The 26,207-nt window shown below is 72.2% G+C and carries 33 protein-coding genes; 15 read left to right on the forward strand and 18 right to left on the reverse strand.

The features are described from left to right. Positions 1–13: 13 nt before the first annotated feature. The 5 genes from HCJ94_RS08695 to HCJ94_RS30740 all read left to right on the forward strand — a co-directional run bounded on the left by HCJ94_RS08695 (position 14) and on the right by HCJ94_RS30740 (position 4,037). Positions 14–775, forward strand: a complete 762-nt coding sequence (locus HCJ94_RS08695) for a methyltransferase domain-containing protein (RefSeq protein ID WP_168000450.1) — start codon at positions 14–16, stop codon at positions 773–775. A 123-nt stretch (positions 776–898) separates the two neighbouring features. Continuing rightward, the gene (locus HCJ94_RS08700) at positions 899–1,663 is read left to right on the forward strand and encodes a DUF427 domain-containing protein (protein WP_309227196.1); all 765 of its coding nucleotides are present in this window, start codon (positions 899–901) and stop codon (positions 1,661–1,663) included. 187 nt (positions 1,664–1,850) lie between these two features. Further along, the gene (locus HCJ94_RS08705) at positions 1,851–3,206 is read left to right on the forward strand and encodes a hypothetical protein (protein WP_168000451.1); all 1,356 of its coding nucleotides are present in this window, start codon (positions 1,851–1,853) and stop codon (positions 3,204–3,206) included. Between the two features lie 63 nt (positions 3,207–3,269). Further along, positions 3,270–3,812 carry a hypothetical protein gene (locus HCJ94_RS08710; protein WP_168000452.1) on the forward strand — a complete coding sequence of 181 codons (543 nt, stop codon included), beginning with the start codon at positions 3,270–3,272 and terminating at the stop codon, positions 3,810–3,812. 90 nt (positions 3,813–3,902) lie between these two features. After that, positions 3,903–4,037 (forward strand): hypothetical protein, encoded by a 135-nt coding sequence (locus HCJ94_RS30740; protein WP_255480995.1) that lies wholly within the window; start codon positions 3,903–3,905, stop codon positions 4,035–4,037. 54 nt (positions 4,038–4,091) lie between these two features. Here HCJ94_RS30740 and HCJ94_RS08715 read toward each other — a convergent pair whose 3' ends face one another. Next, on the reverse strand, positions 4,092–4,412 hold the full coding sequence (locus tag HCJ94_RS08715) for a GYD domain-containing protein (RefSeq protein ID WP_168000453.1): 321 nt from the start codon (positions 4,410–4,412) through the stop codon (positions 4,092–4,094). Between the two features lie 213 nt (positions 4,413–4,625). On the opposite strand from HCJ94_RS08715, the gene HCJ94_RS30030 reads away from it, so the two are divergent. Next, positions 4,626–5,111 carry a sigma factor-like helix-turn-helix DNA-binding protein gene (locus HCJ94_RS30030; RefSeq protein ID WP_309227197.1) on the forward strand — a complete coding sequence of 162 codons (486 nt, stop codon included), beginning with the start codon at positions 4,626–4,628 and terminating at the stop codon, positions 5,109–5,111. A gap of 14 nt (positions 5,112–5,125) precedes the next feature. Here the strand turns inward: HCJ94_RS30030 and HCJ94_RS30745 are convergent, their stop codons facing one another. Beyond that, positions 5,126–5,482 (reverse strand): STAS domain-containing protein, encoded by a 357-nt coding sequence (locus HCJ94_RS30745; RefSeq protein WP_168000454.1) that lies wholly within the window; start codon positions 5,480–5,482, stop codon positions 5,126–5,128. A gap of 77 nt (positions 5,483–5,559) precedes the next feature. Then, a complete protein-coding gene (locus tag HCJ94_RS08735; protein WP_168000455.1) occupies positions 5,560–6,570 on the reverse strand; it encodes a mechanosensitive ion channel family protein in 1,011 nt (336 codons plus the stop codon). Positions 6,571–6,977: 407 nt separating this feature from the next. On the opposite strand from HCJ94_RS08735, the gene HCJ94_RS08740 reads away from it, so the two are divergent. Then, positions 6,978–7,592 carry a hypothetical protein gene (locus tag HCJ94_RS08740; RefSeq protein ID WP_168000456.1) on the forward strand — a complete coding sequence of 205 codons (615 nt, stop codon included), beginning with the start codon at positions 6,978–6,980 and terminating at the stop codon, positions 7,590–7,592. Positions 7,593–7,645: 53 nt separating this feature from the next. Here the strand turns inward: HCJ94_RS08740 and HCJ94_RS08745 are convergent, their stop codons facing one another. After that, positions 7,646–8,347 (reverse strand): NAD(P)-dependent oxidoreductase, encoded by a 702-nt coding sequence (locus HCJ94_RS08745; protein WP_168000457.1) that lies wholly within the window; start codon positions 8,345–8,347, stop codon positions 7,646–7,648. Positions 8,348–8,414: 67 nt separating this feature from the next. Between HCJ94_RS08745 and HCJ94_RS30905 the strand changes: the two genes are divergently transcribed. From HCJ94_RS30905 to HCJ94_RS08770, 5 genes are all read left to right on the forward strand, one after another. Beyond that, positions 8,415–8,999, forward strand: a complete 585-nt coding sequence (locus HCJ94_RS30905; RefSeq protein ID WP_309227198.1) for a TetR/AcrR family transcriptional regulator — start codon at positions 8,415–8,417, stop codon at positions 8,997–8,999. 258 nt (positions 9,000–9,257) lie between these two features. After that, positions 9,258–10,865, forward strand: coding sequence for a DHA2 family efflux MFS transporter permease subunit (locus HCJ94_RS08755; RefSeq protein WP_168000458.1), 1,608 nt, complete (start codon positions 9,258–9,260; stop codon positions 10,863–10,865). 805 nt (positions 10,866–11,670) lie between these two features. After that, on the forward strand, positions 11,671–12,324 hold the full coding sequence (locus HCJ94_RS08760) for a hypothetical protein (RefSeq protein ID WP_168000459.1): 654 nt from the start codon (positions 11,671–11,673) through the stop codon (positions 12,322–12,324). Between the two features lie 18 nt (positions 12,325–12,342). Further along, positions 12,343–12,603 (forward strand): hypothetical protein, encoded by a 261-nt coding sequence (locus HCJ94_RS08765; RefSeq protein WP_168000460.1) that lies wholly within the window; start codon positions 12,343–12,345, stop codon positions 12,601–12,603. Continuing rightward, a complete protein-coding gene (locus tag HCJ94_RS08770) occupies positions 12,600–13,010 on the forward strand; it encodes a hypothetical protein (RefSeq protein ID WP_309227199.1) in 411 nt (136 codons plus the stop codon). Before HCJ94_RS08765 ends, HCJ94_RS08770 begins: the two co-directional genes overlap by 4 nt. Before the next feature lie 22 nt (positions 13,011–13,032). Here the strand turns inward: HCJ94_RS08770 and HCJ94_RS08775 are convergent, their stop codons facing one another. Next, a complete protein-coding gene (locus HCJ94_RS08775) occupies positions 13,033–13,353 on the reverse strand; it encodes a GYD domain-containing protein (RefSeq protein WP_168000461.1) in 321 nt (106 codons plus the stop codon). Positions 13,354–13,387: 34 nt separating this feature from the next. After that, a complete protein-coding gene (locus HCJ94_RS08780) occupies positions 13,388–13,609 on the reverse strand; it encodes a hypothetical protein (RefSeq protein WP_168000462.1) in 222 nt (73 codons plus the stop codon). A gap of 184 nt (positions 13,610–13,793) precedes the next feature. On the opposite strand from HCJ94_RS08780, the gene HCJ94_RS08785 reads away from it, so the two are divergent. Then, a complete protein-coding gene (locus HCJ94_RS08785; RefSeq protein WP_168000463.1) occupies positions 13,794–14,375 on the forward strand; it encodes an 8-oxoguanine DNA glycosylase OGG fold protein in 582 nt (193 codons plus the stop codon). A 97-nt stretch (positions 14,376–14,472) separates the two neighbouring features. Here HCJ94_RS08785 and HCJ94_RS08790 read toward each other — a convergent pair whose 3' ends face one another. The 7 genes from HCJ94_RS08790 to HCJ94_RS08820 form a co-directional block, all read right to left on the reverse strand. Continuing rightward, the gene (locus tag HCJ94_RS08790; RefSeq protein WP_168000464.1) at positions 14,473–14,841 is read right to left on the reverse strand and encodes a DUF4180 domain-containing protein; all 369 of its coding nucleotides are present in this window, start codon (positions 14,839–14,841) and stop codon (positions 14,473–14,475) included. Positions 14,842–14,925: 84 nt separating this feature from the next. Beyond that, complete coding sequence (locus HCJ94_RS08795; protein WP_240944062.1) at positions 14,926–15,372, reverse strand: helix-turn-helix domain-containing protein; 447 nt, start codon at positions 15,370–15,372, stop codon at positions 14,926–14,928. 171 nt (positions 15,373–15,543) lie between these two features. Continuing rightward, positions 15,544–15,990, reverse strand: coding sequence for an SUKH-3 domain-containing protein (locus HCJ94_RS08800; protein ID WP_168000465.1), 447 nt, complete (start codon positions 15,988–15,990; stop codon positions 15,544–15,546). Further along, positions 15,990–16,508, reverse strand: a complete 519-nt coding sequence (locus HCJ94_RS08805; protein ID WP_168000466.1) for a hypothetical protein — start codon at positions 16,506–16,508, stop codon at positions 15,990–15,992. Before HCJ94_RS08805 ends, HCJ94_RS08800 begins: the two co-directional genes overlap by 1 nt. Beyond that, positions 16,501–16,995 carry a WXG100-like domain-containing protein gene (locus HCJ94_RS08810; RefSeq protein WP_168000467.1) on the reverse strand — a complete coding sequence of 165 codons (495 nt, stop codon included), beginning with the start codon at positions 16,993–16,995 and terminating at the stop codon, positions 16,501–16,503. Before HCJ94_RS08810 ends, HCJ94_RS08805 begins: the two co-directional genes overlap by 8 nt. Positions 16,996–16,999: 4 nt before the next feature. Beyond that, the gene (locus HCJ94_RS08815) at positions 17,000–17,317 is read right to left on the reverse strand and encodes a hypothetical protein (protein WP_168000468.1); all 318 of its coding nucleotides are present in this window, start codon (positions 17,315–17,317) and stop codon (positions 17,000–17,002) included. Positions 17,318–17,323: 6 nt separating this feature from the next. Then, a complete protein-coding gene (locus HCJ94_RS08820) occupies positions 17,324–17,713 on the reverse strand; it encodes a YbaB/EbfC family nucleoid-associated protein (protein ID WP_168000469.1) in 390 nt (129 codons plus the stop codon). Between the two features lie 235 nt (positions 17,714–17,948). Here HCJ94_RS08820 and HCJ94_RS08825 point away from each other — a divergent pair, with 235 nt between their 5' ends. Continuing rightward, a complete protein-coding gene (locus tag HCJ94_RS08825; RefSeq protein ID WP_168000470.1) occupies positions 17,949–21,413 on the forward strand; it encodes an ATP-binding protein in 3,465 nt (1,154 codons plus the stop codon). A gap of 61 nt (positions 21,414–21,474) precedes the next feature. On the opposite strand, the gene HCJ94_RS08830 is transcribed toward HCJ94_RS08825, so the two are convergent. From HCJ94_RS08830 to HCJ94_RS08840, 3 genes are read right to left on the reverse strand one after another with little or no spacing between them, the layout of a single operon-like run. Further along, a complete protein-coding gene (locus HCJ94_RS08830; protein ID WP_168000471.1) occupies positions 21,475–22,332 on the reverse strand; it encodes an ABC transporter permease in 858 nt (285 codons plus the stop codon). Next, positions 22,329–23,342: an ATP-binding cassette domain-containing protein gene (locus tag HCJ94_RS08835; protein WP_168000472.1), complete on the reverse strand. Its 1,014-nt coding sequence runs from the start codon at positions 23,340–23,342 to the stop codon at positions 22,329–22,331. The genes HCJ94_RS08830 and HCJ94_RS08835 overlap by 4 nt, the downstream gene beginning before the upstream one ends. A gap of 24 nt (positions 23,343–23,366) precedes the next feature. Further along, complete coding sequence (locus tag HCJ94_RS08840) at positions 23,367–23,921, reverse strand: NADPH-dependent FMN reductase (RefSeq protein WP_168000473.1); 555 nt, start codon at positions 23,919–23,921, stop codon at positions 23,367–23,369. Between the two features lie 103 nt (positions 23,922–24,024). Here HCJ94_RS08840 and HCJ94_RS08845 point away from each other — a divergent pair, with 103 nt between their 5' ends. Next, entirely contained in the window at positions 24,025–24,513 is a 489-nt protein-coding gene (locus HCJ94_RS08845; RefSeq protein WP_168000555.1) for a GNAT family N-acetyltransferase, read from the forward strand. On the opposite strand, the gene HCJ94_RS08850 is transcribed toward HCJ94_RS08845, so the two are convergent. After that, positions 24,510–25,130, reverse strand: coding sequence for a hypothetical protein (locus HCJ94_RS08850; protein ID WP_168000474.1), 621 nt, complete (start codon positions 25,128–25,130; stop codon positions 24,510–24,512). The genes HCJ94_RS08845 and HCJ94_RS08850 overlap by 4 nt on opposite strands. 171 nt (positions 25,131–25,301) lie before the next feature. Continuing rightward, positions 25,302–26,153, reverse strand: coding sequence for an aldo/keto reductase (locus tag HCJ94_RS08855; RefSeq protein ID WP_168000475.1), 852 nt, complete (start codon positions 26,151–26,153; stop codon positions 25,302–25,304). Positions 26,154–26,207 lie beyond the last annotated feature (54 nt).

Here is a 26,207-nt window from a genome sequence, read left to right on the forward strand (position 1 = left end):
CACTCTCAGGCGCATGACCGAGACGCACACCGCCCACACCGACACCGACACGCTGATCCGGCTACTCGACGCCGCGGAGACCATGCCCGCCGCCGCGCGGCTGCGTGCGCGCAGCTACCAGCTCCTGCGGCTATCCCCGGGCGCGACGGTGGTCGACGTCGGCTGCGGCACCGCACGCGCCGTTGCCGAACTGGCTGAGCATGGAGCCCACGCCATCGGCGTGGACCTGGACCCAGCCATGCTGGCCGCCGCCCGCAGCCGGTTTCCCGACATGGACGTACGCGTCGCCGACGCCACCGAACTGCCGCTCGGCGACGGGCAGGCGCACGGATACCGGGCGGACAAGCTCTACCACGTCCTGCCCGACCCGCCCGCCGCCCTGGCCGAGGCCCGCCGGATCCTCGCGCCCGGTGGCCGAATCGTGCTGCTCGGCCAGGACTGGGACACCCTGGTCATCGACTCCGATCAACCCGAACTGACCCGTCGCATCGTCCACGCCCGCGCCGACACCATTCCCCACCCACGCATCGCTCGCGCCCATCGCAACCTGCTCCTCGACGGCGGATTCCACGACGTCGACGTCGAGGTCCACACCGCAGTGTTCACGGACGCCACCATGCTGCCCATGCTCGTCGGGCACGCCACCGCCGCACACAAAACTGGCGCCATCAGCGGCGACGAAGCCGAAAAGTGGGTCAGCGAGCAGACTCGGCGCGCTCAGGACGATCGGTTGCTGGTCGCCGTCCCGATGTTCCTGGCCGCGGCCACCCGCTGAGCGCACCGACGCGAGACCGCCGCCTGCACGGTGGCAGGGCCACCCGGAAGGCCGGGCGTCGAAATCCGCTGGGCAGCACTGATCGTTAGACCGATACCGGATCTGCGAGCCCAGGAGGACACGGTGCCGGACTTTCCGAAGGTGATCGCCATGGTCGACCGTATGGAGCCGGTGCCCCGCCGGATCCGCGCCTTCCTCGCCGGGGAGCAGGTGCTGGACACCACGCAGGCGCGGTACGTGTGGGAGTGGGCGTTCTACCCCCAGTACTACATCCCGGTCGCCGACGTGAATCGCAGCCTGCTGGTTGATGAGCAGCGCACGGAGGAGTCGCGGCGCGGCACTGCGCGCCTGCATGGGCTGCGAGTGGGCGAGACAGTCCGTCGCTCGTGCGGGCGGTGGTACGGCGACGACGCGCTGCCGGGGCTGGCGGACATGATCCGGTTCGACTGGGACGCCATGGACAGCTGGTTCGAGGAGGATGAGGAGGTCTTCGTCCACCCCCGCAACCCGTACGCCCGGGTGGACGCGCTGCGGTCCACCCGCAGCGTACGGGTGGAACTGGACGGCGTCGTTCTGGCCGAGTCGACGTCGCCCGTGCTCGTCTTCGAGACCGGTCTCCCGACGCGCTACTACCTCAACCGCACCGACGTGAACTTCCACCACCTCGTGCCGTCCGCGACGACGACCGCCTGTCCGTACAAGGGCCGGACCAGCGACTACTGGTCCGTCCGTGCCGACGACGCCGTCCACCCGGACCTGGCCTGGTCGTACGCCTTCCCCACCGCGGCGCTCCTGCCGATCGCCGGCCTGATCGCCTTCTACAACGAGAAGGTCGATCTGATCGTCGGCGGCGAGCGGCTCAGCCGACCGAAGACGCACTTCTCCTGACCGACGCCGCGCCGGTGCTACCGCCACGCGAGACGCGACTCGGCCGAGGGCCGGGCGCTGTCGGGCCTACCCGCCATCACCTTGTCCATGGTGCGGGGCGGGCGGTGAGGTGCAGCGCCGGCCGCGAACCCGGTACTAGGATCTCGCCTGGCCGTCGCGACGGCGGCGGCCGACACGGGGAGGTGTCATGCGGCGTCGTCATCTGCTGGCGTCCGGGATAACCGCGGCGATCGGGATCAGCGCCGGGGACTTGCTGAGAGCAGCACCGGCCGCCGCCGCGATAGCCCCACTGAAGAGCGTCGGCACCCAGCTACCGATCGACGACTTCCGGGCGATCGAGCTCGACGAGGCACGGGGCCGCCTCTACATCGCCCAGGGCGTCGGTGGCGGGCTACCGCTGGTGGTGACCGACCTCGACGGCCGGCTGCTGCAACGGGTCACCGCCGTCGCCGACATCTCCGACCTCGTCCTCAGCGACGACGGGCGCATCCTGTACGCGGCCCAGGGCTTCAACCGGATCGTCGCGTTGGACGCCGCCACGCTCGCCATCGTCGCCAGCTACCCCGCACCCCCCGGCGCCCACCTGTACACGGTCGAACCGACCGGAGACAAAGTCATCGGCGGGTTCATCGACGCCGGCCTCGGCTCCGGCGGTCTGCTGATCTGGTCCGCGCCCGGAGTGCCGCCGGTGGTCTACACCGAGGGCCCCAACTACCACCCGATCATCGACGCCAGCCCCGGCGCGCCCGGTCTCCTCGTCGCCGGCGACACCGGATACTCGCCCGTCACCACGTACGTCATCGACGTCTCCGGTGACAGCCCGAGGATCGTCGCGCGGCGGGACAACACCGGCAGCAACCTCATCGACTACGCCGTGAGCCCGGACGGCACCGAGGTGGTGGAGACGGTCGGCCACCCGTACGAGCACCACTCCTACCGGCTGCCGGACCTCGCCGACGCCACCGTCTATCCCAGCGGCGTCTACCCGCAGGACGCCGCCTGGTCCGCGGACAGCTCCACCGTCGCCATCGGCCGCGCCTCGACCTCCACCGGTGACGCCGATGTCTACCTCTACGGCAAGGGCAGCACGGTCCCGGCGTACGCCGTCGACTTCCGCAACGGCGACAGCCTCTGGAAGGGCACGCTGCTGGTCAACCGGGACGGCACCCGGGCCTGGGCGGTCAGCTCGACCGACCCCTACCAGGAAACCCAACTGCTGCACTCCTTCGGGCCGGCGCACCCGCCGAGGCCGCCGGTCACCGACCTGGCCGTCACCGCCCAGGTGGGGACCGGCAAGGACAAGCAGACCGCGCAGCTCACCGTGACCTGGAGCTCGCCGATCGGCGACGACAACTACTGGTGGATCACCGCGTCCACCAACGGCGGGGCGGAGCGGGAGTTCTGGCGCGGCAAGATGGACGCCAGCGGCAGGTACACCCTCACCTACGCGCTGCCTCGCGGCACCACCACCTTCACGGTCCGGTACCGCGACTACTGGGAGTTCTACCCGGACGGCTACGCGACGGCGACGCTGCAGCGATGAGCGCACCGGTCCGGCGGCGTGCGTTGCCCCTGGGGGCGGCCGCACGGGCGTAGGGTCGATGCTGTGGACGGGCGTCGATACCGGTACGTCGGCCCGGCCGACGTGCGGGCGTCGGTCGCCGACGCTCCCGAGGGCCGGCCCATCCGAGCGCCGGTCGATCTCGACACCTACCTGGCGGCTGCGGATCCACGCGACCGTGACGAGCCGTTCACCTACGTCGTCGACACCGGCGGTACGTTGCTGCTCGCGCCGAGACGCAGTGAGCACGTCGCCTGCGCCGGCGGTGGAGAGGTCCTCGGCGCGGGAGAGATCGCCTTCGCCGGCGGGCGGGACGGCTGGGTCGTGACCGAGGTGACTAACCAGTCCACCGGCTACTGCCCCGATCCCACCTCATGGGTGGCGGTGGCGGGCGCCCTCGACCGGGCAGGTATCGACAGCCCGGAAGGCTTCACCGTGGCCGTCATCTTCCGGCGCTGCCTTGACTGCGGCGAGCGCAACGTCGTCCGCGACGACGACTACATCTGTGCGCTCTGTGGTGCTGAACTGCCGGAGGATGTGGAACCTCGGCTGACGGCCAAGCCGTCGACCAACCAGCGTTTCCACTGACAACCGAGCCGGCCGATCGAGAAGTGCTCCACGAGGTAGCCCGTTCCGCGGTCTGGTCGACCGCAACAAACGACCTGCACGGTGGGCGCGTTGCCCCCGCGGGCGAACCCCGCCGACCAGACCCGGCTGTACTCGGGCAAGGGCTGGGACACGATCAAGTTCACCGAGAAGCAGCTCAAGGCCGACCCGAACCTGGTCACGTACCGGGTGGGGGAGCGCCGCTGAACGGCGGCGGGGCCGGTGGCGAGCCACCGCCGGCCCCGCCGAGCCGCTCCAGCGTCACCGGCCCGGTGGCTGGTACATGACCGGCAGCTGGGCCGCCGCGTCGATCTCCTCCGGGGTGATCAGCGGGACGACCCGCGCGTCCACGCCGCCGGCCGCCCGGACGGCGATGCCCAGGGCGGCGGCGGTCACCGTGTCCGGCAGGTCGCCCACCACGTACAGGTCGTACTCGCCGAACGCGAAGTACAGGGTCTCCACCCGGCCGCCGCTGTTCTCGATGAGAGCCCGGACGACCTCGGCGCGCGCAGTGCCGCCCTCCTTGCCCAGCCCGGCGATCCCCTGGGCGGTGTAGGTCGCCTTGACCAGGAACTTCGCCACGCTGGCACCACCTTCCCCCACGCTCCCCGCAGCCCCGACCGGGCGCGCCGCGCGTACCCACTTCCCGCCCGGCTACGCCTGGTCAGCTCTCCTCGTCGAGGAAGGCGAGCGTGACCGCGGCGAAGAGCGGCGAGGAGAAGAGGTTGTAGTGGGTCAGCCCGGGCAGGATAGCCGGACAGCCGGGTCCTGCCGGAGGGCAGCGACCCGGCCGAGGTGATCGCCGGCCGCGAGTCGGTGCGGCTCGCGTTCGTCGCCGCACTGCAGCACCTGCCCCCGCGGCAGCGGTCCGTGCTCATCCTGCGGGAGGTGCTGGCCTGGTCGGCCCAGGAGGTGGCCGACCTCCTCGACACCACGGTGGCGAGCGTCAACAGCACCCTGCAGCGGGCCCGGGCCACGCTCGCCGACACCGCCACCGACGTCTACCGGCCGCTCGACGACGAGCAGAAGGCGCTGCTCGCGCGGTACGTGAAAGCGTTCGAGGCGTACGACCTGAGCGCGCTCACGACGCTGCTGCACGAGGACGCCACGCTGTCGATGCCGCCGCTGCCGCTGTGGCTGCGCGGCCACGACGACATCCTCGCCTGGATGAGCGGCACGGGCTGCGGATGCCGCGGCTCCCGGCTGGTGCCGGCGGCCTGCCGGCGTTCGGGCAGTACCGCCCGAGCCTCGACGGCGCCGGGCACGACCCCTGGGCGTTGATCGTGCTGGAGATCTCAGGCGGACGGATCGCGGGGGTCAACAACTTCCTCGACACTCCCCGCCTGTTCCCGCTGTTCGGGTTGCCGGGCCGGCTGGAATAGCGCGTCGGTCAGGCCGAGCAGGTCGGTGAGCTCCAGCAGACCGGCGCCGGCGCCGCTGACCACCAGCCGCCAGCCGTGCCGCCGCGCGGTCACCCGCAGCCGGGCGAGCGCCTCGATCGTGACCACGTCGGGGCGGGCCAGGCTCACGTCGCAGACCACCACGCCACCGTCCCGGCCTCGCAGCACCTCGGCCAGCTCGTCGCAGAGGGCGGGGATGTCCGCGCGGGTCGGCGTCCCGCCGACGACGAAGGAGATGGCGGAGGTCGTCACCGGGGTAGGACTGCCGGGCGCCGGGAAACTCACCGGTGTTCCGGCGACGTCGACGTTGCCCGCGCCGGTCGGGGAAGCTAGGGCTGGTACTCGCCGCGGGTACGCGGCAGCCACTGCGGGTGCTGTTCGCGGACGTACTTCATCAGGCCCTCGCGCAGGTCGCAGCGTAGGTCCCAGGAGCTAGGCCCGTCGGCGGCCGAGACGCGTACCTGGACCTCCAGCGTCTGCGGCGTCACGTCGACCACCTGGAGGGTCCAGAGCGCGCGGTCCCACAGCGGCGACTCCTCGACCAGCCGCCGCGCCTCTCTCCGCAATTCCTCCACCTCGGCGGTGTAGTCGAGGTGCAGCCGGAGTTCGCCCACGACCCGGGCCTCGTGGCGGGTCCAGTTCTGGAAGGGGCGGTCGGTGAAGTAGGTGGTCGGCAGGATCAGCCGGCGCTCGTCCCACATCCGTAGCACGATGCTGGTCAGCTTCACCTCCTCGACGCGACCCCACGCGCCGTCGACCACCACCACGTCGTCGACGTGTATCGCGTCGGTGAAGGCGATCTGCAGGCCCGCGAAGGCGTTCGCCAGGGAGGTACGGGCGCCCACACCGATGAGTACGCCGATCACACCGGCCGAGGTCACCAGGGACACCCCGACCACGCGCACCTGCTCGTAGCTCATCAACGCGACCGCGATCGCGGCCAGCGTCACGATCACGGCGGTCAGGCCACGGATCAACCGGACCTGGGTGTGCATCCGCCGTTGCCGGCGGTTCGCCGTCGGTTCGTGGGCGAGCCGCCCCAACGCGAGGCTCTCGCTGACCTGCAGAAGTCTGATCACCAACCACGCACAGGCCGCCGCGAACGCGAGCAGGAGTCCGTGTCGGAAGGCCGACAGCCACCCGCCTCTCGCGGCGGGCACCGAGGCGAACAAGGCCCCGATCACCAGGACAGCCACCCCGGGCCAGCGGCAGGCGTGATAGATCGGTCTGACGATCCACCCGAAGCGGGACGTGGCCGCCCACCGGACGAGGAACTTAGCGAGCAAGGCCACGAGCAGGGCGGCAACGACCCAGGCCACGACGACCAGCAGTTCGCGCATGCCTCCCCCGAACGCCCGACTTCACGGCGACCACCGCCGCTTGGACCGCCGACCGACGTGCCCAACCGCCTGCGCTCGGCACGCCTGGCTTCGCACCGCGATCGGCGTCAGCCGTCGTCCGGTGGCGTGCCACGGTCCGCCGTACCGGGACAGCGAACTGGCCGGGCGACGCGGTTACCCGGCGAGGATCCGGGTGAAACGGAGTCCAGTTGTTGACGTTGCCGCCACAGCGCGGACGCCAGCGTCGGTGGCGCGTTCGCGCCGAGAAGGTGCGAAACCGCAGGAAACCCGCCGTTCGCCGGCCAGGTGCGCCTCGAACGTGCAGTTCGCCACCCCGGGCACGCCTGCATCGACCATCTTGACTGCGACTGGTAGACCGGGAGAGGACGTACGCGAAGGAGTTGCCGGTGACTGAGGAGATGCGGGAACGAGCCCTGACGGCGGCACTGGCCGACGCCGCGGCGATCCGGAGCACCATCGAACGCAAGGCGACCCACAACCAGAACGTCATCGGTGTGCATCTCACCGTCGTCGCGGCGGTGGCCGGTTTCATCCTCGCCGAGAAGGCCGACCTCCGCCTGCTCCTCCTCCTGCCGCTCGTCAGCGCCGCGCTGGGCCTGAACGTCGTCTCGCAGTACCGGGACATCCGCATCGCGGGTGACTACATCGAGCAGGTGCTGCGCCCGGCCATCGCCCAGTACACCGGGAACGGGACCCTCTTCGGCTGGGAGGCGTTCTACTGGAAACGGAAGCAGGACGGGCACCTGGCCCAGGCGGCGGCCATGGGTCTGATCTTCCCGGGCGTCTCCGCGCTCGCCCTGGCGATCACCCTGCCCGCGGTGCGGACCCTGGACGATCGGCTCGCGTGGGTGGTCGGGGCGGGGATGCTGGTGCTCCTGCTCGCCTCCTGGACGAACCGGCTGTCGGAGATGGCCCGCGCCCGGCGCGTGCGGCTCCTGCAACGGCGGATGCCGCCGGCGCCCAGCGCCGGGGAGGTCGAGGCGGAGCCGGCGACCGGTTGAATTCGGCGATCCGCGGTGCGACTCCGGCCGGCCATCGACGCCGAGGTGTCGCGTCACTTCTGCTTCTTCTTGGCGACAGCCTCGCGCCAGATCAGGCCCAGGATGCTCGGCCTGACCTCGGTGGTGATCACCGCCATCGCCCGCCGCACGAACCGGTCGTCGGTCAGCTGCGCCACCATGGCCGCCGCCAGGTCGGCGCGCGCCGTGAACAGTCCGTCCGCGACGTCCTCCTCGACGCGGTACCGGGTGACGGTCGGGTTGTCGAACAGCCCGGACGGCCGGGCGATCGTCCAGTCCAGGTCGCTGTCGCGTACGAGCGCCTCCATGCGGCGCATGTCCTCGTGGGCGGTGCGGCCGAGCCGGCGGTTGACCAGCGGGTCCATGACCGTGTTGAAGAAGAACTCACCGCTCGGTCGCCACGTCGGGTCCATGACGCTGGAGCTGACCGTGACCAGTCGCTTCACCCCGTGGCGCCGCATCGCCGCCATGATGTTCGCGGCGCCCTGGGAGTACACCGTGATCGGTTTCGGGGAGAGCGGGACTCCCAGGCTGGACAGGACGGCGTCGCTGCCGGCGATGGCCCGTGCGACGGCGTCGGGGTCGCCGGCATCGGCGGTGACCACGGTGAGGCCGGGGCGGGGCCCGATGCTGCCCGGCCGGCGGGTGACGGCGGTGACCTCGTGGCCGGCGGCCAGGGCCTGCTCGGTGAGCTGGCGGCCGGTCGGGCCGGTGGCGCCGAAGACGACAGTACGCATGGGTGCTCGCTCCTCGTGTGGGGTTGGTGGGGTTGACGGTGCCGGGGGAGGAGCGCAATATTCAACGGTGCTGAATAAAACCCGGGGTCGTCCCCGCGGTAACCCCGACACCAAGGCCCGCATCGCCGAGGTCGCCCGTGAACTGTTCCTGGAGCACGGTTACCGGGGTACGACGGTCCGGGCGATCGCCGCCGCAGCCGGCGTGGACTCGGCGCTGATCAGCTACCACTTCGGCTCCAAGCAGGGCCTGTTCGGCCAGTCGCTGAACCTGCTGTGCGTGCAGCCCGGCGCCCTCGACCAAGCCCTTCAGGGCGACCAGGCCGGCCTGGCCGACCGGCTCCTCACCGCTGTCACGGCCCTGTGGGACGCCACCGCACCCACCGAGAACCGCATGGCGCTGCAGGACGACGACACGATGCGCGCCTTCCGCGGCTACCTGGAGAGTGAGCTACTCGGCCGCATTGCTGAATTTCTTGGCGGCCCGGACGCGACCGAGCGTGCCACCGCGGCCGTCGGAGTGCTCGGCGGCCTGATCTTCACCCGGTACCTGAATCCGATCCGTCCCATCGCTGCCCTGCCCCCGGCCGAGGTGCGGCGCATCTTCGGCCCGGCACTGCGAGCCGCCCTGCACGCCCGACCCCGTCCGCGCTGATTCCGATCAGCCGAGGCGATGCGGGTCTCGTGGTGGCACGTCTATGCCGCTCGTACCGTCAGCACCATGTCCACCACCGGCCCGGCCGTGGTCGTCCTCACAGGTTGGTCTGCTGCCCGCTAAACCGGGGGCGGAGTGTCGGTGGCGGGGGCTAATCTTCCCTGCGGCTTCCTCCTCAGCACGTCGCGCCCGCCCCTCGCCGGCGCCGCGCCGCCACCACCGCTCACCCGTTCGGTCGATCCGACTTCAGGAGACTTCGTGACACAGCAATCCGTCGCGGCACCGCAGCCTGTCCCGACATCGGACAAGCTCGACGCCGCGGTCCTCAAGGTGGCTGGCGTCGTCGTGCTCGGTGCGATCATGTCGATCCTCGACGTGACGGTGGTCAGCGTCGCGCTGCCGACGTTCCAGAGCGAGTTCGACGCGTCCTACGCCCGCGTGGCGTGGACGATGACCGGCTACACGCTCGCGCTGGCCACGGTGATCCCGCTCAGCGGGTGGGCCGCCGACCGGTTCGGCACCAAACGCCTCTACATGATCGCGTTGGCGCTGTTCACGATCGGGTCGGGTCTGTGCGCCACCGCCGACACCATCGGCGAGTTGATCGGCTACCGGGTGCTGCAGGGCCTGGGCGGGGGCATGCTCATGCCGATCGGCATGACGATCATGACCCGGGCGGCCGGCCCGAACCGGATCGGCCGGCTGATGGCCGTCCTCGGCATCCCGATGCTGCTCGGCCCGATCGGCGGCCCGATCCTCGGCGGCTGGCTGATCGACGTGGCGAGCTGGCAGTGGATCTTCCTGATCAACCTGCCGATCGGCGCCATCGCGCTCGTCTACGCGCAGCTGGCCCTTCCGAAGGACAGCCCCGAGCCGTCCGAGTCGTTCGACTGGCTCGGCATGCTGATGCTCTCGCCGGGTCTCGCCCTGTTCCTCTACGGCGTCTCCACGCTGCCCGAGGCCGGCACGTTCGCCGACCCCGAGGTGTGGGGGCCCATGCTGGTCGGTGCCGCGCTGGTGGTGGCGTTCGTCCTGTACTCGTTCAAGCCCCAGCACCCGCTGCTCGACCTGCCGCTGTTCCGCAACCGCAACCTGACGATCGCGGCGGTGACCCTGTTCGTCTTCATCATCGCGTTCATGGGCGCCGGCCTGCTGTTCCCGAGCTACTTCCTCCAGGTGCGCGGCGAGTCGACGCTGCACGCCGGTCTGCTGATGGCACCGCAGGGCCTCGGTGCGATGGTCACCATGCCGATCGCCGGCATGCTGGCCGACAAGGTGCCGGTCGGGCGTACGGTGCCGTTCGCGCTGCTGCTGATCCTCGCCGGGTTCTTCACCTTCACCCAGGTCGACCCGAACACCTCGTACGTCCTGCTCTGCGGCTCGCTGTTCGTCATGGGCCTGGGCATGGGCGGCACGATGATGCCGATCATGACCTCCGCGCTGAAGACGCTCACCGGCCACGAGGTGGCCCGCGGCTCCACCCTGGTGAACATCCTCCAGCAGATCGGCGGTTCCGTCGGTGCCGCGGCGATGTCGGTGATCCTCACCAACGAACTGAACGGCTCCCGGGTGATCCCCGGCGTGACCGACCCGAACGGTGAGCCGGTCACCGAGGCGGGGCTGGCGATCGCCGCCCAGCAGCGCCCGGAGCTGGCCCAGCAGGTCCCGGATCCGTCGCTCATCGAGCGGGGGCTCGACTACGCCGCCAGCTCCTTCGGCACGACCTTCTGGGTGGCGCTCGCGCTGGTGCTGCTGACGTTCGTCCCGGCCGCGTTGCTGCCGCGCCGGCGTGAGCGGTCGCACCTGCTGGACGACCAGCCCGGCGACCCGGGGGAGCGGCCGAGGACGCCCGTCGTCGTTCACTGAGCCGACCGTCGGGGCCGCCGGGCACTCCCGGGGGCCCCGACGGGACGCCCCCACCCGTCCGACCGATCTCCCGCTCGTCCAGCCAGCAGTGTCGCTCGGGATGGCGGTCCATGAGCGCCTGGACGCACAGGTCCGCGACCTGGAGGACCAGCGGGTGGGCCGTACCGCTGCCAGGCTGCGGGGCGCGGTGGCCGCCGCCCGCGATGGAGGTCCAGAAGCCCACCAGTCCGCGCGGGTCGGAGCCGTGCCCCCGCTCACGCAGCGTCTCGCCCGGGTCGCGGGGCAGGGCGAGCAGGGTGAGCGCCTGGATGAGCACCAGGTGCGAGTACCAGAACCGGGAGTGCCGCAGGGCCTTCTCGGCCTCCTCGATCAGGATGCTGCGGTGCGGCGGGTAGGTACGGCGGTTGGCCGCCAGCCGGAACCCCTGCGCCAGCGTCAGCTCGGGTGCGCCACCTGCGTCGGCGCTGGCGTAGCCACAGCTCACTCACCCAGACCGGACCACGTTTCGGCCCGCGCATGGGACACCCCCATGATCGACATGGTCGGGTACGGGACGGGGCCGCAACACCCCTGCCGCCTCTCACGCTAATGCCGGTTCCCGCAGCTCAGTGCCACGTTCCGGCATTCTCGCCGGCCGGAGGGGGTGCGAGATGGCCGCCAGCTCATGAAGGCAGCCAGCAGAATGAGTCGATTCACGCCGCCGTCGATCTACGAATTTTCTGTCGGCGTCCCGATAGAACCGCAGTTCATTTGATCAACGTCCGTCGATAGCGTGGCCGGCAAAGGCCGTCACGAAAGGCGGACGATGAACGACACCATCCCTTCCCTCTCCCGGCGACACGTACTCGTGGGCGCCGCCGCAGCCTCGGCGGCGGTCACGGTCGCCAGCGACGCACGCGCCGCCCCGGCGGCCGGGCCCCGCGCCGGCGCGCCGCCGCCCCTGGTCACCCGGGACCGCATCGCCACCGCGCGGCTCACCGGCGGGCCGGTCCGCGTCCAGGCGGACTTCGCCGACCGGCTCGACGACTGGCTGGCGTTCTGGTCGGCCAACTCACCGCGAGCGTGGGGCAGCCCGGTCGAGGTGGACAGCCAGGTCGGCGTCGACGGCGACGCGTTCACGCTGCGCACCATCCGGGTCGTCCGCGACGACCGGCCGGTGGAGGCGTTCGCCGCCGGCCGCACCGACGCCGCGCACCTGGCCACCCTCGCCAGCCTGTACCACCACTTCCCGCTGGTCCGCGTCACGCACGGCGGCGGGCTGCGGGTGACCGACGGGCCCGCCGGCTACACCGGCGCGGCCGAGCAGGTGGCGTTCGCGGTCGCGGCGTGCCGCGAGCTGTGGGGTGTGCGTACGGCCGGCGCCGGCACCTGGCGCGACCAGGTCGGCGGCCGGCGGGCCGACGCGTGGGCGGCCTTCACCAGGGCGAGTCTGCGGCGCGGGCTGCGGACCGAAGCGTAGGACCATCGGAGGTAGACAGTGGCACGCAGCGAGTTCCGGTTCGTGGTCGACGGCGTCGACCTGACCCCTGACCAGCAGAGCCTCATCGCCGGCGAGATCCAGAAGGCGGGCGTGAACGCCCTGGCGCTGACCAACACGAAGCTGACCAACCCGCTCTCCGTCGGGCACGCCAACCTCAAGTTGCGCCCCGAGTGGTACGGGCTGTGGATCCTCGACGGCCCGTACGCCGACGAGCTCGGCCAGAAGATCAACGACATCGGCTTCTGGATGCAGCGGTGACCGACCCGGTCAACCGGCCGGACCCGCCGGAGCGGATGTGCCCGAGTACGCCCGCGGCCAACGCCACGGTCTTCCTCGGCATGATCACTCCGGCGGGTCGGGTCGCCTACGTCACGCCACAGATGCCCGCCGAGGTCGCCCTGGCGGCGGCCAACGCGGACCGGCCCGTCGAGTCGCAGTACCGGCTCGCCGGCCCGTGCGTCACCGCGAAGTGCGGCTTCTGGACCGGCGACCACTGTGGCCTGGGTGAACGCCTCGTCGCCTCGTACCAGGAGACGGCGGCGCCGGCCGAGACCGACCTGCCGCGCTGCGCGATCCGGCGCACCTGCCGGTGGTACGCCGAGCAGGGCCGCTCGGCCTGCGCCGCCTGCTCCCACGTGGTCACCGACGCCCGACCGGGCCAGTGACCGTTCGCCGTCGCTGACGCGATCAGATGCCCGGAGGTGTGTACTCGACCCTCTCCCGGGTCGCGTCGTCGACCTCCTGCGGCGTCAGCACCGGCGTGACCCGGGTGTCCAGGCCGCCCGCCGCCCGGATGTCGATCGCCAGTCCGGCGGCGGTCTTGTGATCCGGCAGGTCACACACCACGTACGTGTCGTCCGCGCCGAACCCGAAGTACATGGTCTCCATCGTCCCGCCGGCGTTCTCGACCATCTTCCGGACGACATCGGCACGCTTGGTGCCACCGTCCTTGCTCAGGCCCTTCATCCCGTCGACCGTGTAGGTCGACCTCAGCAGGAACTTCGCCATCTCGGCACCTCCCCAAGACGCTGCGGCAGGCGGCTCAGCCCGTACCCTGCCGTTGGACGCGGTCGCGGCCTTCGACCTTCGCGCGGCCCTGGTCGCGCTCGCTGCCGGAGCTCCCGGTCGCCGTGCGCAGATGCCGGGCCTTCGGCGAATGCTCGACCGGTGAGCCCTGGTGTCCGCGTGCCCCGCTGCCGGGATGGCGCCGCCCGCGCGCCGACTCGCCGCCGGGATCATGCTTGTTCGGCTTGTGGCTACCCATGCGCCGCGCGTACCCGGTACGGCGGCCACTACGCATCCCGTCGATGAGCCGATCGGGGCGGGGATACCGCGATATCCCGTTCTCGGGCGGCGGAGCGGCCCGGGGCGCCGATAGCGTCCGGGACAGCCGGATCGGGATGTGCGGGCAGGGGGCTCGCGCCGCCGCCGGTGACGAGGAGGACGCGGTGACCGATCTGACCACCCCTGCGCTGCCCGGCGAGCTGGCCGCCATCACCGTCCACATCGACCGGTGGCGCGCCGCGCTGCCGCCGGACGCCTGGCCCGGCGGCTTTCTGGAGACGGGCGTCGTGTGGCGGCGGGACGTGTTCGCGGTCGCCGACACGTGGCGGGCCGGCGAGGCGACGCCGCGCCAGTTGCTGAGCGCGGTGCTGATGTGGGGGTACGGTCCGATCGGGTACGGCCCCTGGCGCACCGCGCGCTCGCTGGAGGGTGACCCGGACGGCACGCGACTGGCCCGCGCCCTCGACGGTCTGCGGGGGCCGATCCCCGACGAGGACGTGCTGCGCACCGCCTACCGACGACTGCGGGATCCGAAGGAGTCGCGGCTGCCCCGGCTCGGGCCGGCGTTCTTCACCAAGCTGCTCTACTTCGCCGGCTACCGGCGAGGTGCGGGCGGCCTGCAACCACTCATCCTCGACAGCGTCGTGGCGCGACGGCTGCCGGCCGGGTCGGGCGTGAGCCGCCCGTCGGCGTGGCTGTCCGCCGAGTGGCTCGCCTACCTGCGGTGGGCCGCCGACCAGGCGTAGCGCCGAGGGGTCGAGCCGGAGGAGGTGGAGCTGGCGCTGTTCCACGACCGCTGGGAGCCGGGCTCGGGCACCCCGTAGGCCAGCGCTGCCGCGCGGGTCAGGCCGCCTCGCGCAGCCGCTCGTCCAGCGCGTCGAGGTCGGGCACGAACCAGACGTGCCCGCCCTGGTTCGACTCGTGGACAAGGGCCCGCAACGCCGACGATTCCGCCAGGTACGCCGAGATGTCGCCGACGATCGCGAGCCGCAGCCGGTAGTTCACGAACTTCTGCATGATCTCGCCGGCGAACCGGGTGCCCAGCGCGAAGAAGCGCGCGTCGAGCCGGCTCGCCGGTACGGCCACCACCTGCGCGCCGAGGAACGCCGACCCGATGAGGTCGAGCGCGTCCTGCTCGGTGGCGATCACCGGCCCGGCCGGGTCGAGCACCAGCACGGGTACGCCGGCCCGCTCCTGGATGTCGTCAGTCACGGCCCATCACCCCGTCACTCATGCTCGTCAACCCTTCAGTCACACGACGCGTCGCCCCGTCAGTCCCGCTCGTCAGCCCTCGGGTCACGGCCGCGCACCGTCGTCGAGCACTCCGTCGAGCACGGAATCGACCAGGCGCAGCAGGTCGGCGGTGGCGGTCGGGTCGCCGAGGATCACGAGGGTCATCCGGTTCCGTTCGTCGTCGTACATGGTCTGGAGGCGCAGCGGGGGGCCCGGGTCGTGGCGGGTGGCCGCCCCCGCCTGGACGAGGGTGCCGAGCCGGTCGGCGGCGACCTGGTCGACGCCGTCGATGCGGACGATGCTCGACACCTCGACCGGGCCGACGGGACCGGGGGCGGTGACCGGCGCGGTGCCGCCGGTCAGTGCCGCCAGGTCGCGCGCGGCGATCCGGTACTGCTTACCGATCCGCACCGCCCGCAGCCGCCCGGAGCGGATGTAGCCGCGCACGGTCCGCACGTGCAGGCCGAGCCGCTCCGCCACCTGCTCGACCGAGTACATGTCTTCCGCCATCGTTCCCTAAGCGTAGCCGATAGGGAAGGTTAGGGGAGAATGAGGTACGCACCTCGCGTCCAGCTGCGCGAAGGGGATCGATCACCGGGCGCCGACGGTGACCGGCCTGGTGCAAGCGGCCTGAGCCGCATCGGGGGTGGCGGCGCCACCCGGAGAGGGCACCCCGGCCGGTCACTCCTGGGCCGGGGCCTCCTCGCCCTCCAGCAGCCGGCTCAGGCCGGTCGCGCCGGGGCCGATCCGCTTGATCTGGCTGTTGAAGAGCATGTGGATGGTGCCCTCGGCGTCCATCGCCAGGCTGGCGTGGCCGTCGTACTCCTCGCCCAGCGGGTAGAGCTGGCCGGCCGCGTCCAGGCTGTCGAACCACGTCTTCTGGCCGAGGCACAGCGCCGGGTCGAGCCGTACGCCGATGCGGGCGTAGTCACGACCGGGGCCGCTCACCGGCACGGCCAGCCCGCCGAACTCGGTCAGGAAGGCGCGGGCGGGGGTGTGCATGGTGAACCCCTCGGGGGCAAGCTTCGCCTCCCAGTCGGCGACGTCCACCCGCCGGCGCGGCGACCATCCCGCCGCCTTCAGCGCCTGGGTGACCCGCGGTGGCAGGTCCCGGTCGTCCGGCCGCATCACAGCGCCTCCCTGAGGTCGAACTCGTTCCGCAACGACACACAACTGTTGCAGCACGGGTTGTGTGCGCCGTGGCCGGGGTTGCCGGGCGGACGGATGCGGGCCGAGCCGATCGCGCCGCCGCGCGGGTCGATGCCCCGGTCCATCAGCCGGGACAACGACTGCGGCAACGCGCAGTTGCCATGCCAGGGCGCGCGGAGGTTCTGCGGCACGCTGTCGAGCACCCGGGCCACCTCCCGGTGGTGCGGGTAGATGTTGTCCGGGCTGTCGCTCACCGAGACCGCGGTGTGCCGGCCGTCCGCCGTGGTGACGGCCTCGGCGGTGCCGTTCGTCCGCCCGTTGGCCTGCTGCCGGTCGGCCTCCTGCCGGGCCCGGTAGGAGGCCTGGCGGGCCGGGGACGCGTTGCGGGTGGGGCGGGCGTTCGGGTCGCCACGCCGCCGGCGCTTGACCTTGCGGACCGGGCGGACCCACTCGCGGGCGAACTTCGCGGCGAGCTTGCCGGTGCGGTTCCTAACCATTGATCAACCGCCAGACGCACTCCTGCATGAGGTTGCCCACGATGGTGCGGGAGATCGCCTGGAAGACCGGAATCTCCAGCAGCGAGGCGCCGAAGGTCGGGGCGGCGGTCGCGATCGCCTGCGCGATCTGGATCGCCAGGATGGTGAGCTGCACGATCACCGCGATCTTCAGCGCCAGGACGATCGCGGCGGCCACGATGAGCCCCGCACCACCGATCACCGACCCGTCGACGTTGCTGAGCAGGCTGGCGACGGGGCTCTCCTCGCCGGACCACCAGTCCCGGAACGCGTCGATGTCCTTGCCTTCGTTGCCGCTCAGCACGGTGGCCGCGGAGGCGGCCGCCGCGTCCACGAAGCCGGCGATGTCGCTGCTGAAGTCGATCCAGGCCTGGCCCAGCTCGAAGAGCTTCTCCTCGTCGGAGGCCGGCCACGTGTAGCCGAGAATGTCGAGCAGCGTGATCAGCTCGCCCGGCAACTGCATGCCCATGCCGTCACCCCCCGAGTCGTCCCAGGATCCCGCTGAACAGGTCGGCGTTGTCGGCCTCGTTCGCCTCGTGCGCCTGCGCCATCGCGGTCAGGTCCTCACCGGCGAAGCCGATCTCCTCCAGCGCCTCGGTGAGCACCTCGAGGACGAAGCTCGACGCCTCCTCGTACGCGATCCCGAGGATGGAGCCCGTCTCGTCCTCACCGAACACCGGCCCGATCGCGGCGACCCGCGCCTGGAAGGCCGCCAGGCGGTCGGCGAAGCCCGCCACCGCCGAGCCCATCGATTCGGCGGCGGAGGCCAGGGCCTCCGGGTCGATCTGCACGGCCCGTCACCCGTCCCGGCGGCCCAGCCGGTCCTGCGCGGCGGCCAGCCCATTGACGAACATCGTGAGCTGCCGGGCGGCGTCCTGCTGGATCGCCGTCAACTGCCGGCCGAGGTCACCGAGGTCGACCGGCCCGGCCGCCGGCACCGCCTGCTGGAGATCCGCCAACGCGGCGTTGACCGCTTCGACGACGTGCTCGGTCACCGTCGCGAGGTCGAGCCGCAGCAGCCGCGGGTCGACCTCAAGCGAGGTCACCCGGCCGGGTGGTCCGGTGCGGGCCTTCACCAGGCCGTCGGCAGCCTCGCCGTACCCCTCGGGCGGGGAGGCGTCCGCGTCCTGCGTCGCGGACTGGTACGCCGTCAAGGCGCGCATCGTGTCCGCCAGTGCCTTGTCCATTCCGGACGGATCGGTCGACGTCACCTCGGCCCCCGATTCCTGTGTGACCACATCGCCGCGATCCTAGGCCACGTCTGCCAACACATCGAGACGCGTGGACGCGGTGAGCGATTGGTCTCACCGCATCCCGCCGCCGGCGGGTCGCCGGTCCGGCTCTCGGCGGGCGTACGCGAGCAGCAGCGCCCGGAAAGTCCGGCGCGCCGTGTCGGTGGGGTCGACTACCGTGCGGAAGGTCATGGAGCCGCGGCGCGTCGAGGCCATCATCGGGCGGGAGCACCCCGCGGGCCTGCTGCGCGCCGAGCTCGACCGGGCCCTCGCCAGCCACGGCGGTCTCGTCCTGGTCACCGGGGAGCCGGGCATCGGAAAGACCACGCTGGTCACCGCGCTGGCCGAGGAGGCCCGCCAGCGCGGTGCCCTGGTGCTGGGCGCCGCCTGCTGGGACTCCGACAGCGCCCCCGGCTACTGGCCCTGGCTCCAGGTCGTCCGCGGTCTGCGTCGCTCACCCGACGACTGGTCGGTCGCCCGCGCCGCCGCCGAGCCCGGTCTCGCCGCCCTGCTCGGCGAGCCGCCCGGCGGTTCCGGTGCGCCTCCCACGCCGGGCGGTTCCGGTCCGCCCAGCATGCCGGGCGGAGATGACGCGAGCGGGACCGGGCCGTCCATGCCGGGCACCGACGGCGGGGACGAGGAGGCGTTCGCCCTCTACGACGCGGTGACGACCGCGCTGGTCACCGTCTCGCAGCGCCGGCCGGTCGTGGTCGTCCTCGACGACCTGCACTGGGCCGACCCGGCCTCGATGCGGCTGCTGGCCTTCGCCGCCCAGCACACGTGGTTCGAGCGGCTGCTGCTCATCGGCACGTACCGCGACGCCGAGGTCGAGGCGGCCGACCATCCGCTGCGCCCACTGCTGATGCCGCTGGTGACCAAGGCGACCACCGTCACGCTCACCGGCCTCGGCCGGGACGAGGTGGGCGCGCTGATGACGCGGACGGCCGGCCGGGAGCCGGACGCCGCCCTGCTCGACGAGGTGCACCGGCGCACCGGCGGTAACCCGTTCTTCGTCGAGCAGACCGCCCGGCTCTGGCGGGTCGACGGCACGGTCGACCTGATCGCGCCGGGGGTCCGTGAGGCCGTGCGCCGCCGCCTCGCCCAGCTTCCCGACGCGGTGGTCGAGGCGCTCACCGTCGCTGCCGTACTCGGGCGGCAGTTCCACCGGTCCGTCCTCGCCGCCTGCGCGGGCACCCCGGCGGCCCAGGTCGACCGCCTCCTCGACCGCGCCGTGACGGCCCGGCTCGTGGTCGCCCGCGGCGGCGGGCGGTTCGCGTTCGCCCACGACCTGGTGCGGGAGACGCTCTACGACGGGCTGGACGAGGCCGAGCGCCGGGCCCGACACGCGGCGGTGGTCCGGGCCGTCGACCGCGAGCCGGCGCTCACCGAGCGGCTCATCCCCGCCGACCTGGCCCGCCACGCCTGGCTCGGCGTCGGGGTGCTCGGCCCGTCCCGGGTCGCCGACCTGCTCGTCGCCGCCGCGCGGGACGCCGGCGGGCGACTGGCCCTGGAGGAGTCGAGCGTCCACTTCCGCCGGGCCCTGGAGGTCGTCGAGGACCCGTCCCGTCGGGTCCGGATCCTGACCGAGCTGGGGCAGCTGCTGTCGCACTCCGGTGGTAGGGAGGAGGCGCGGCGGCTCCTCGCCGAGGCGGCGGAGCTGGCCCTCGGGATCGACGACCCCGCGCTGCTCGCCCGCGCCGCGCTCACCGTCCACCGGCACGGCTGGACCCCCGCCGGGCACGCGGTCGAGACGGACGGGCTGCTGCGCGAGGCGCACCGGCGGCTCATCGGCGAGCCCGACGACGCCCTGCCGGCGGCCACCGTGGTGACCGACCTGATCACCGCCACCGAGACGCTCGCCCGCCGGGGCCGGGACGACGAGGCGCTCACCTTCAGCCTCTGGGCCCGCCACGACACCACCTGGGGGCTCGGCAGCGCCGGCGACCGCGCCACGATCACCGCGGAGATCCGCGACGTCGCCCGCCGCACCGGCGACCGCGAGACCGAGATGTGGGCGACCAGCCTGCGCTGGGTGGCGCTGCTGGAGCTGGGGGACCCCCACTACGCGCAGGAACACGCCGCGTTCGTCTCCGCGGGTCGCGCGTCCGACGTCGACCGGCACCGGATGGCCAGTGCCATCGACGGCGGCATCATCGCCGCCTTCCGGGGCGACTTCGCCCGCGCCGACGCGCTTTTCGGCGAGCTGGTCGGGTTCGGCGAGTGGGAGCAGTCCGACCACGCGTTCCTCGTGCACCACCTGCGCTGGTCGCTGCTGCTGCTCCAGGGCCGGTACGACGAGATCGACACCCTGCTCCACGGGCTGGACCCGACCGACCACACCTACCTGGAACTGGTCCACGGCATCACCGCAGTCGAACGCGGCGACGTGGCGACCGCCGTCCGCCTGGTCACCGGGATCGAGGCCGCCGGTGCCCCGTACCCCCGGCCGGTGTCGCCGCTCTGGCTGCGCCTGCGCGCGCAGGTCGCCGCCCTCACCCGGGACGCGCGGCGCTGCGCCGAGGCGCGGGAGGCGCTGGAACCGTACCGGGGGCAGTGGATCGCGGCCCTGTTCGGTTGCGACGTCAGCGGGCCCATCGACCACTGGCTCGCGCTCGTCGACCTCGCCGAGCAGCGGTGGGACGACGCGGTCGCGGGCTTCACCGCCGCCCGCGCGTCCGCCGACCGCATGGGCGCCCGACCCTGGTCGCTGCTCGCCCGCGCCGGGCTGGTGGTCGCCCTGACCGGCCGTGACCGGCCCGGCGACGCGGCCGCCGCCGACCTGCGCGCCGAGACGGTACGCGAGGCCGCCGCGCTCGGCATGGCCCAGGTGCTCCACCGCCTCGGCGCGTCACCGGCACCCACACCCGGGTCCGGCCCGTCGACCACCGAGCCGGCCGTCCCGTCACCCGCCACCGCGGGCTCCGGCACCTCCGCCGCGCCCAGCCCGACCGGCGCTTCCGCCGCGCCACGCGGACCCGGCTCGTCGGCGGCCGCGTCGGAGTGTTCCTCCCTGGCGGCGATGACCGGGCCGGACTGGATGGCGGCCCTGCCGTGGTCGCCCTCCGGCGCCACGCCATCCGTGCCGGTGGACCGCCGCCCGCCGTCCGAGGTCCACGAGTTCCGCCGCGACGGCGACGTGTGGCGGCTGGCCTACGGCGGCGTGGTGGCGCACCTGCCGGACGCCAAGGGGCTCCAGGACCTGCACCTGCTGCTGAGCCGTCCCGGTGTGGACGTCCCCGCGGTCGAGTTGCTCGACCCGGCTGCCGGTCCCGACCTGGTCGCCGCGCACCGGCTCGGCGCCGACCCGGTCCTCGACGACGAGGCGAAGGCCCGCTACCGGCGCCACCTGGAGCGGCTCGACGACGAGATCGACCGGGCCGCCGCCCGTGGCGACGACCGGAAGGTGGCCGCTCTCGACGCGGAGCGGGCGGCCCTCCTCGACGAGTTGCGCGCGGCGGCCGGTCTGGCGGGGCGTACCCGGCGGCTCGGCGACCAGGCCGAACGTGCGCGCAAGGCGGTGACCGCCCGCATCCGCGACACGCTCCGCCGGCTCGACGACCGGCATCCGGCCCTCGCGGCCCACCTCCGCGAGACGGTCTCCACCGGCGGCTCCTGCCGCTACCTCCCGCCCGACCCCCCGCACTGGCGCCTGTAACACCCGTCAGCTCGCACGGCGGTGCGGGCGCCGCCACGGCGGCGCCCGCACCGACCTGCTGTCAGCGGCGGTTGTAGCGGTGCATGGTCAGGGTGCCGAAGACGGCTACGAAGCCGGCGCTCCACAGCACCAGCCACATGGTGTTCGTCGCGTCCGGCGAGCCGGCCATCACCCCGCGGACCGCGGCCACCAGGTGCGTGATCGGGTTGACCTTGACGAACGCCTGGAGCCAGCCGGGCATCGTGGCCGGCTCGACGAAGACGTTGCTGAGGAAGGTCAGCGGGAACAGCACCATCATGCTGACGCCCATCACCGACTTCTCGCTGCGCAGGACCAGGCCGAAGAAGGTCCAGACCCAGGAGAACGCGAACGAGAAGACCACCAGCAGGCCGATTCCGGCGAGCACGCCGAGCAGGCCGCCGTCGGGGCGGAAGCCCAGGACGAGACCGACGCCGAGGATCACCACGGCGGCGATGACGTAGCGCAGCACGTCGCCGAAGATCATTCCGACCAGGGCGGCGGGACGCCACACCGGGAGCGTACGGATGCGGTCGAAGACGCCCTTCTCGATGTCGTTGTTGAGGCCGAGACCCGTGTACATGGTGATCATGACGACGCTGGTCACCATGATGCCGGGCAGGAAGAACTGCAGGTAGGCACGCGGGCTGTCGGCGAGGGCACCGCCGAACAGGTACGTGAACATCAGCACCATGATGATCGGGAACGCGGTCACGTCGAACAGCTGCTCGGGGACGTGCTTGATCTTCAGCAGCGCTCGCCACCCGAACGTGAGCGACGCGGACAGCGCGCTCGGCCTCGGCAGTCGTTCCCCGGGCGCGAGGACCGTGGCCAGCGCCTCGGTCGACGGGACGTAGACGGACGGGGCACGCCCGGTCGTCGTGGTCGCGGTGTCGCTCATCGGGCTGCCTCCAGCTGCTCGTCGCGCTCGTCGGTCGGGGTCGCGGGATGGTCGGTCAGGGCCAGGAAGACCTCGTCCAGGCTCGGCTGGCCGAGGGAGAAGTCGTCGACGACGATGCCGGCGCGGGCCAGGTCGGCCAGGGCGCGGGCGGCCTGCTCGCTCGCCGCCAGGTCGGAGCCCTCGCCGCCGACCCGGGCGGTCAGCGCGACCGGGTCCGGTTCGAGCTGGACCGGGACACCGAGCGCGGCGTGCAGCACCTTCTCGGCCTCGGGCCGCTGCCCGGCGTCGCGCAGGCGCAGGTGGACGGTGCCGGACCCGACGGACGACTTCAGCTCGCCCGGGGTGCCCTCCGCGATCACCCGGCCGTGGTCGACCACCGCGATGCGGCCGGCGAGCTGGTCGGCCTCGTCCAGGTACTGGGTCGTCAGCAGCACGGTGGTCCCGTGCGCCACGACCGCCCGGACGATCTCCCACACCTGGTTGCGGCTGCGCGGGTCGAGACCGGTCGTCGGCTCGTCGAGGAAGAGCAGGTCCGGCGTGTTGAGGATGCTGGCCGCGATGTCGAGGCGCCGGCGCATGCCGCCGGAGTACTTCTTCACCTGCCGGCCCGCGGCGTCGGTCAGCCCGAACGCGGCCAGCAGGCTCTCCGCCCGCTCGCGGGCGGCCGGCTTGCGCAGCCCGAGCAGGCGGCCCAGGAGCACCAGGTTCTCCATGCCGGTCAGGTCCTCGTCGACCGAGGCGTACTGGCCGGTGAGGCTGACCCGGGAGCGGACGGCGTCTGCCTCGGTGACCACGTCGTGGCCGAACACACGGGCCCGACCACCGTCGGGACGCAGCAGCGTCGCCAGCACCTTGACGGCGGTGGTCTTGCCCGCGCCGTTCGGGCCGAGCAGGCCGTAGACGGTGCCCGCCGGGACCCGCAGGTCGAGGCCGTCGAGCGCCCGGGTCGACCCGAACGCCTTGCGGAGGCCCTCGGCCTCCACGGCCGGGCCGGTGGTGCGCGTACTCATGATCTCTACCTCTCTTCGGGGAACTCAGGAGACGTACGGGCGGGCCGCTCGGGCGTCCCGCAGCGCGAGGCCCCACCAGGCGAGCTGGTCGAGCAGGACCGCGACGTCCCGGCTCAGCCGGTCCTCGGCGAGCGGGGTGAGCCCGCCGCAGAGCAGGTCGACGCCGACGACGTCCCGGACGGTCATGGCGTGCAGCGCGGTGAAGACCGTGCGGAGCTGGTCGACCGCGTGCAGGCCCAGGGAACCGCACCCGTACGACACGAAACCGACGGCCTTCGCCTGCCACTCGTCGTACGCGTAGTCGATCGCCTGTTTCAACGACGCCGGGAAGCTGTGGTTGTACTCGGGGGTGACCACGGCGAACGCCTCCGCGCGGCCCACGTCGCCGGTGAAGGACCGCATCGCCGGTGTCGCCTCGGCGGGCCAGGTGGCCGGGAAGTCGTAGTCGGCGAGGTCGAGGACGGACACCGTGAGCTGGGCGCGCCGCCGTGCCTGCGCGACGAACCAGCGCGCGACCTCCTCGCCGGCCCGCCCCTCCCGGGTGCTGCCGATGATCACGGTGAGTCGCAGCGGCGTCATGCCTTCACCTCCTCTTACCAGGAGGGCGCGAGACGGTCCGCCAGATCCGATCTGGCGGACCGGATTCGTCGGTGGCGGGTGGTCCACTGGACGCGTGAGCGACATGCGCATCATCCCCTGGCAGACGGACGACCTCGACCTGCTGCGGCAGCTGAACGCCCCGGAGATCCGCCGGCACACCGGCGGGCCGGAGACCGACGAGCAGGTGGTGGCCCGCAACGCACGGTACGCGGGGTTCGGCGCCACCGGCGGCGGCTGCATGTACACGATCGCGCTGCCCGACGGGACGAAGGTCGGCAGCGTGGGGTACTGGGAACGCGAATGGCGCGGCGAGCAGGTCTACGAGATGGGGTGGGCGGTGCTGTCCGCGTACCGGGGGAGGGGGCTCGCCTCGGCCGCGGTGCGCGCGGTGCTCGACGTGGCCCGCGCCCGGCGGACCCGGCGGCACGCGCACGCCTACCCGTCGGTGGACAACCCGGCGTCCAACGCGGTGTGCCGGCGGGCCGGGTTCGTGCTGCTCGGGGCGACGGACTTCGAGTACCCGCCGGGCCACACCATGCGCGTCAACGACTGGCGGGCCGACCTGAGCTAGTGCGGTGGGTGTCGAGGCGGGCGCGCGCCGCCTCGATCAGCGCCTCCGGGTCGTCGGCGTGGAAGCGGAGCTCGGTGACGGCGAGGCCGCGGGACTCGCGCACGGGCACCTCGATCGGCTCGCGGAGCAGCACGTCGACGCTCGTCTGGCTGGCCATGCCGAGGCTCACCGTCACGTCGTCGCCGTCGCGCTCGACCTGGCTGCCCCTCCGGCGGCATGGAGCGCCGGTTGACCCGGACGGTCTCGATCGAGGCCCACGGGATCGTGAGGTCCAGCGTGACGCTCTGGCGCACCCGCAGGCCGGCGTCCCCGACGACGTGCGGGTGCACCTTGTTGCTGGCCAGCAGGCCGAACATCCAGAGCAGGCCGTAGATGCCCAGGCCGAGCGCGACCTTCCGGACGGTCTCCCAGGGCAGCATCAGCTCGAAGATCGGGATCTCGACCGCCGAGAGGATGATGAAGATCCACATCAGGGTCGTCACGGCGCCCACGTAGCTGAACGTCTGGTCGCCGGCGCCCAGCTTCTCCGGCCGACGGAAGACCCACCGGTAGAGGCTGCGCCACACGCCGATCTCGTAGCGGATGACGAAGCGCAGCAGCCGCAGCGTGGCGGTCATCGGTGGTCCTCCTCGCGGATGTCGTGGGAGAGGCCCTGCTCGCGCAGCCGACCGAGGACGTGGTCGAGCCCGGCCGTCCGGATGTCCGACACACTTACCTCCCCTCATAGTGAGCGTGCCTCACTATGAGGGGAGGTAAGTAAGCGGTCGCGCCGGCCGCCGGAAGGCAGGTCAGGCCGGCACGTAGTCGAACGTGTCCGGGTTGGGGCCCTGCCGGCCCGCCTCGCCCTGGTCGAGCGCGGTGAGCCGCTCCATCGTCGCGTCGTCCAGCTCGAAGTCGAAGATCCGGAAGTTCTCCTCGATCCGCGAGGGTGTGGTCGACTTCGGGAAGACGACGTCGCCGCGCTGCACGTGCCAGCGCAGCACGACCTGCGCCGGCGTACGGCCCGCCTGCTCGGCGATGTCGATCACGGTCGGGTCGTCGAGCACCTTCCCCTGCGCGATCGGCGACCACGCCTCGGTCACGATGTCGCGCCCGTGGTCGTACGCGCGCACCTCCTCGTTGCCGAAGTACGGGTGCACCTCGACCTGGTTCACCGCCGGCACCGTGCCGGACTCGGCGGCGAGCCGCTCCAGGTGTGCGACCTGGAAGTTCGACACCCCGATCGAGCGGGCCCGGCCGTCGCGCCGGAACTCCTCCAGCGTCCTCCACGTCGACACGAAATCGCCGCCGTAAAGGGTGGGCAGCGGCCAGTGGATGAGGAAGAGGTCGATGTAGTCCATCTTCAGGGCGTCGAGCGTGGAGTCGAAGGCCCGCCGGGCGTCGTCCCTCCGGTGGAAGCCGTTGTTGAGCTTGCTCGTGATGAAGACCTCCCGGCGGTCCAGCCCCGACTCGCGGACCGCCTGACCCACCTCGGCCTCGTTGCCGTACATCTCGGCGGTGTCGATGTGCCGGTAGCCGACATCCAGGGCGGTGCGCACCGCCTGCACGGTGTCCTTCGGGGCGATCTGGAAAACCCCGAAGCCGAGCTGCGGGATGCTGTTGCCGTCGTTCAGGCTGATGTTCGGGATCGTGTAGGCCATTCGCGCCGCATACCCGCTGAACGTGCCCGGCTCACCGGACCGGGTCGGAGACCC

It is taken from the genome of Micromonospora thermarum (assembly GCF_012034245.1).
Classification (GTDB): Bacteria; Actinomycetota; Actinomycetes; order Mycobacteriales; family Micromonosporaceae; genus Micromonospora; species Micromonospora thermarum.

What these genes read in the sequence shown, in the direction of transcription:
- HCJ94_RS08735 (WP_168000455.1), bottom strand. Translation starts at nt 6,570, where the DNA reads ATGCGCGAACTGCTGGTCGTCGTGGCCTGGGTCGTTGCCGCCCTGCTC.
- HCJ94_RS08775 (WP_168000461.1), bottom strand. Translation starts at nt 13,353, where the DNA reads ATGGCGAAGTTCCTGCTGAGGTCGACCTACACGGTCGACGGGATGAAG.
- HCJ94_RS08805 (WP_168000466.1), bottom strand. Translation starts at nt 16,508, where the DNA reads ATGGTTAGGAACCGCACCGGCAAGCTCGCCGCGAAGTTCGCCCGCGAG.
- HCJ94_RS08840 (WP_168000473.1), bottom strand. Translation starts at nt 23,921, where the DNA reads ATGACGCCGCTGCGACTCACCGTGATCATCGGCAGCACCCGGGAGGGG.
- HCJ94_RS08695 (WP_168000450.1), top strand. Translation starts at nt 14, where the DNA reads ATGACCGAGACGCACACCGCCCACACCGACACCGACACGCTGATCCGG.
- HCJ94_RS08810 (WP_168000467.1), bottom strand. Translation starts at nt 16,995, where the DNA reads ATGGGCATGCAGTTGCCGGGCGAGCTGATCACGCTGCTCGACATTCTC.
- HCJ94_RS08795 (WP_240944062.1), bottom strand. Translation starts at nt 15,372, where the DNA reads ATGGCGGAAGACATGTACTCGGTCGAGCAGGTGGCGGAGCGGCTCGGC.
- HCJ94_RS08835 (WP_168000472.1), bottom strand. Translation starts at nt 23,342, where the DNA reads ATGAGTACGCGCACCACCGGCCCGGCCGTGGAGGCCGAGGGCCTCCGC.
- HCJ94_RS08830 (WP_168000471.1), bottom strand. Translation starts at nt 22,332, where the DNA reads ATGAGCGACACCGCGACCACGACGACCGGGCGTGCCCCGTCCGTCTAC.
- HCJ94_RS08820 (WP_168000469.1), bottom strand. Translation starts at nt 17,713, where the DNA reads ATGGACAAGGCACTGGCGGACACGATGCGCGCCTTGACGGCGTACCAG.
- HCJ94_RS08745 (WP_168000457.1), bottom strand. Translation starts at nt 8,347, where the DNA reads ATGCGTACTGTCGTCTTCGGCGCCACCGGCCCGACCGGCCGCCAGCTC.
- HCJ94_RS08760 (WP_168000459.1), top strand. Translation starts at nt 11,671, where the DNA reads ATGAACGACACCATCCCTTCCCTCTCCCGGCGACACGTACTCGTGGGC.
- HCJ94_RS08825 (WP_168000470.1), top strand. Translation starts at nt 17,949, where the DNA reads ATGGAGCCGCGGCGCGTCGAGGCCATCATCGGGCGGGAGCACCCCGCG.
- HCJ94_RS08705 (WP_168000451.1), top strand. Translation starts at nt 1,851, where the DNA reads ATGCGGCGTCGTCATCTGCTGGCGTCCGGGATAACCGCGGCGATCGGG.
- HCJ94_RS08850 (WP_168000474.1), bottom strand. Translation starts at nt 25,130, where the DNA reads ATGACCGCCACGCTGCGGCTGCTGCGCTTCGTCATCCGCTACGAGATC.
- HCJ94_RS08845 (WP_168000555.1), top strand. Translation starts at nt 24,025, where the DNA reads ATGCGCATCATCCCCTGGCAGACGGACGACCTCGACCTGCTGCGGCAG.
- HCJ94_RS08800 (WP_168000465.1), bottom strand. Translation starts at nt 15,990, where the DNA reads ATGCGGCCGGACGACCGGGACCTGCCACCGCGGGTCACCCAGGCGCTG.
- HCJ94_RS08780 (WP_168000462.1), bottom strand. Translation starts at nt 13,609, where the DNA reads ATGGGTAGCCACAAGCCGAACAAGCATGATCCCGGCGGCGAGTCGGCG.
- HCJ94_RS08855 (WP_168000475.1), bottom strand. Translation starts at nt 26,153, where the DNA reads ATGGCCTACACGATCCCGAACATCAGCCTGAACGACGGCAACAGCATC.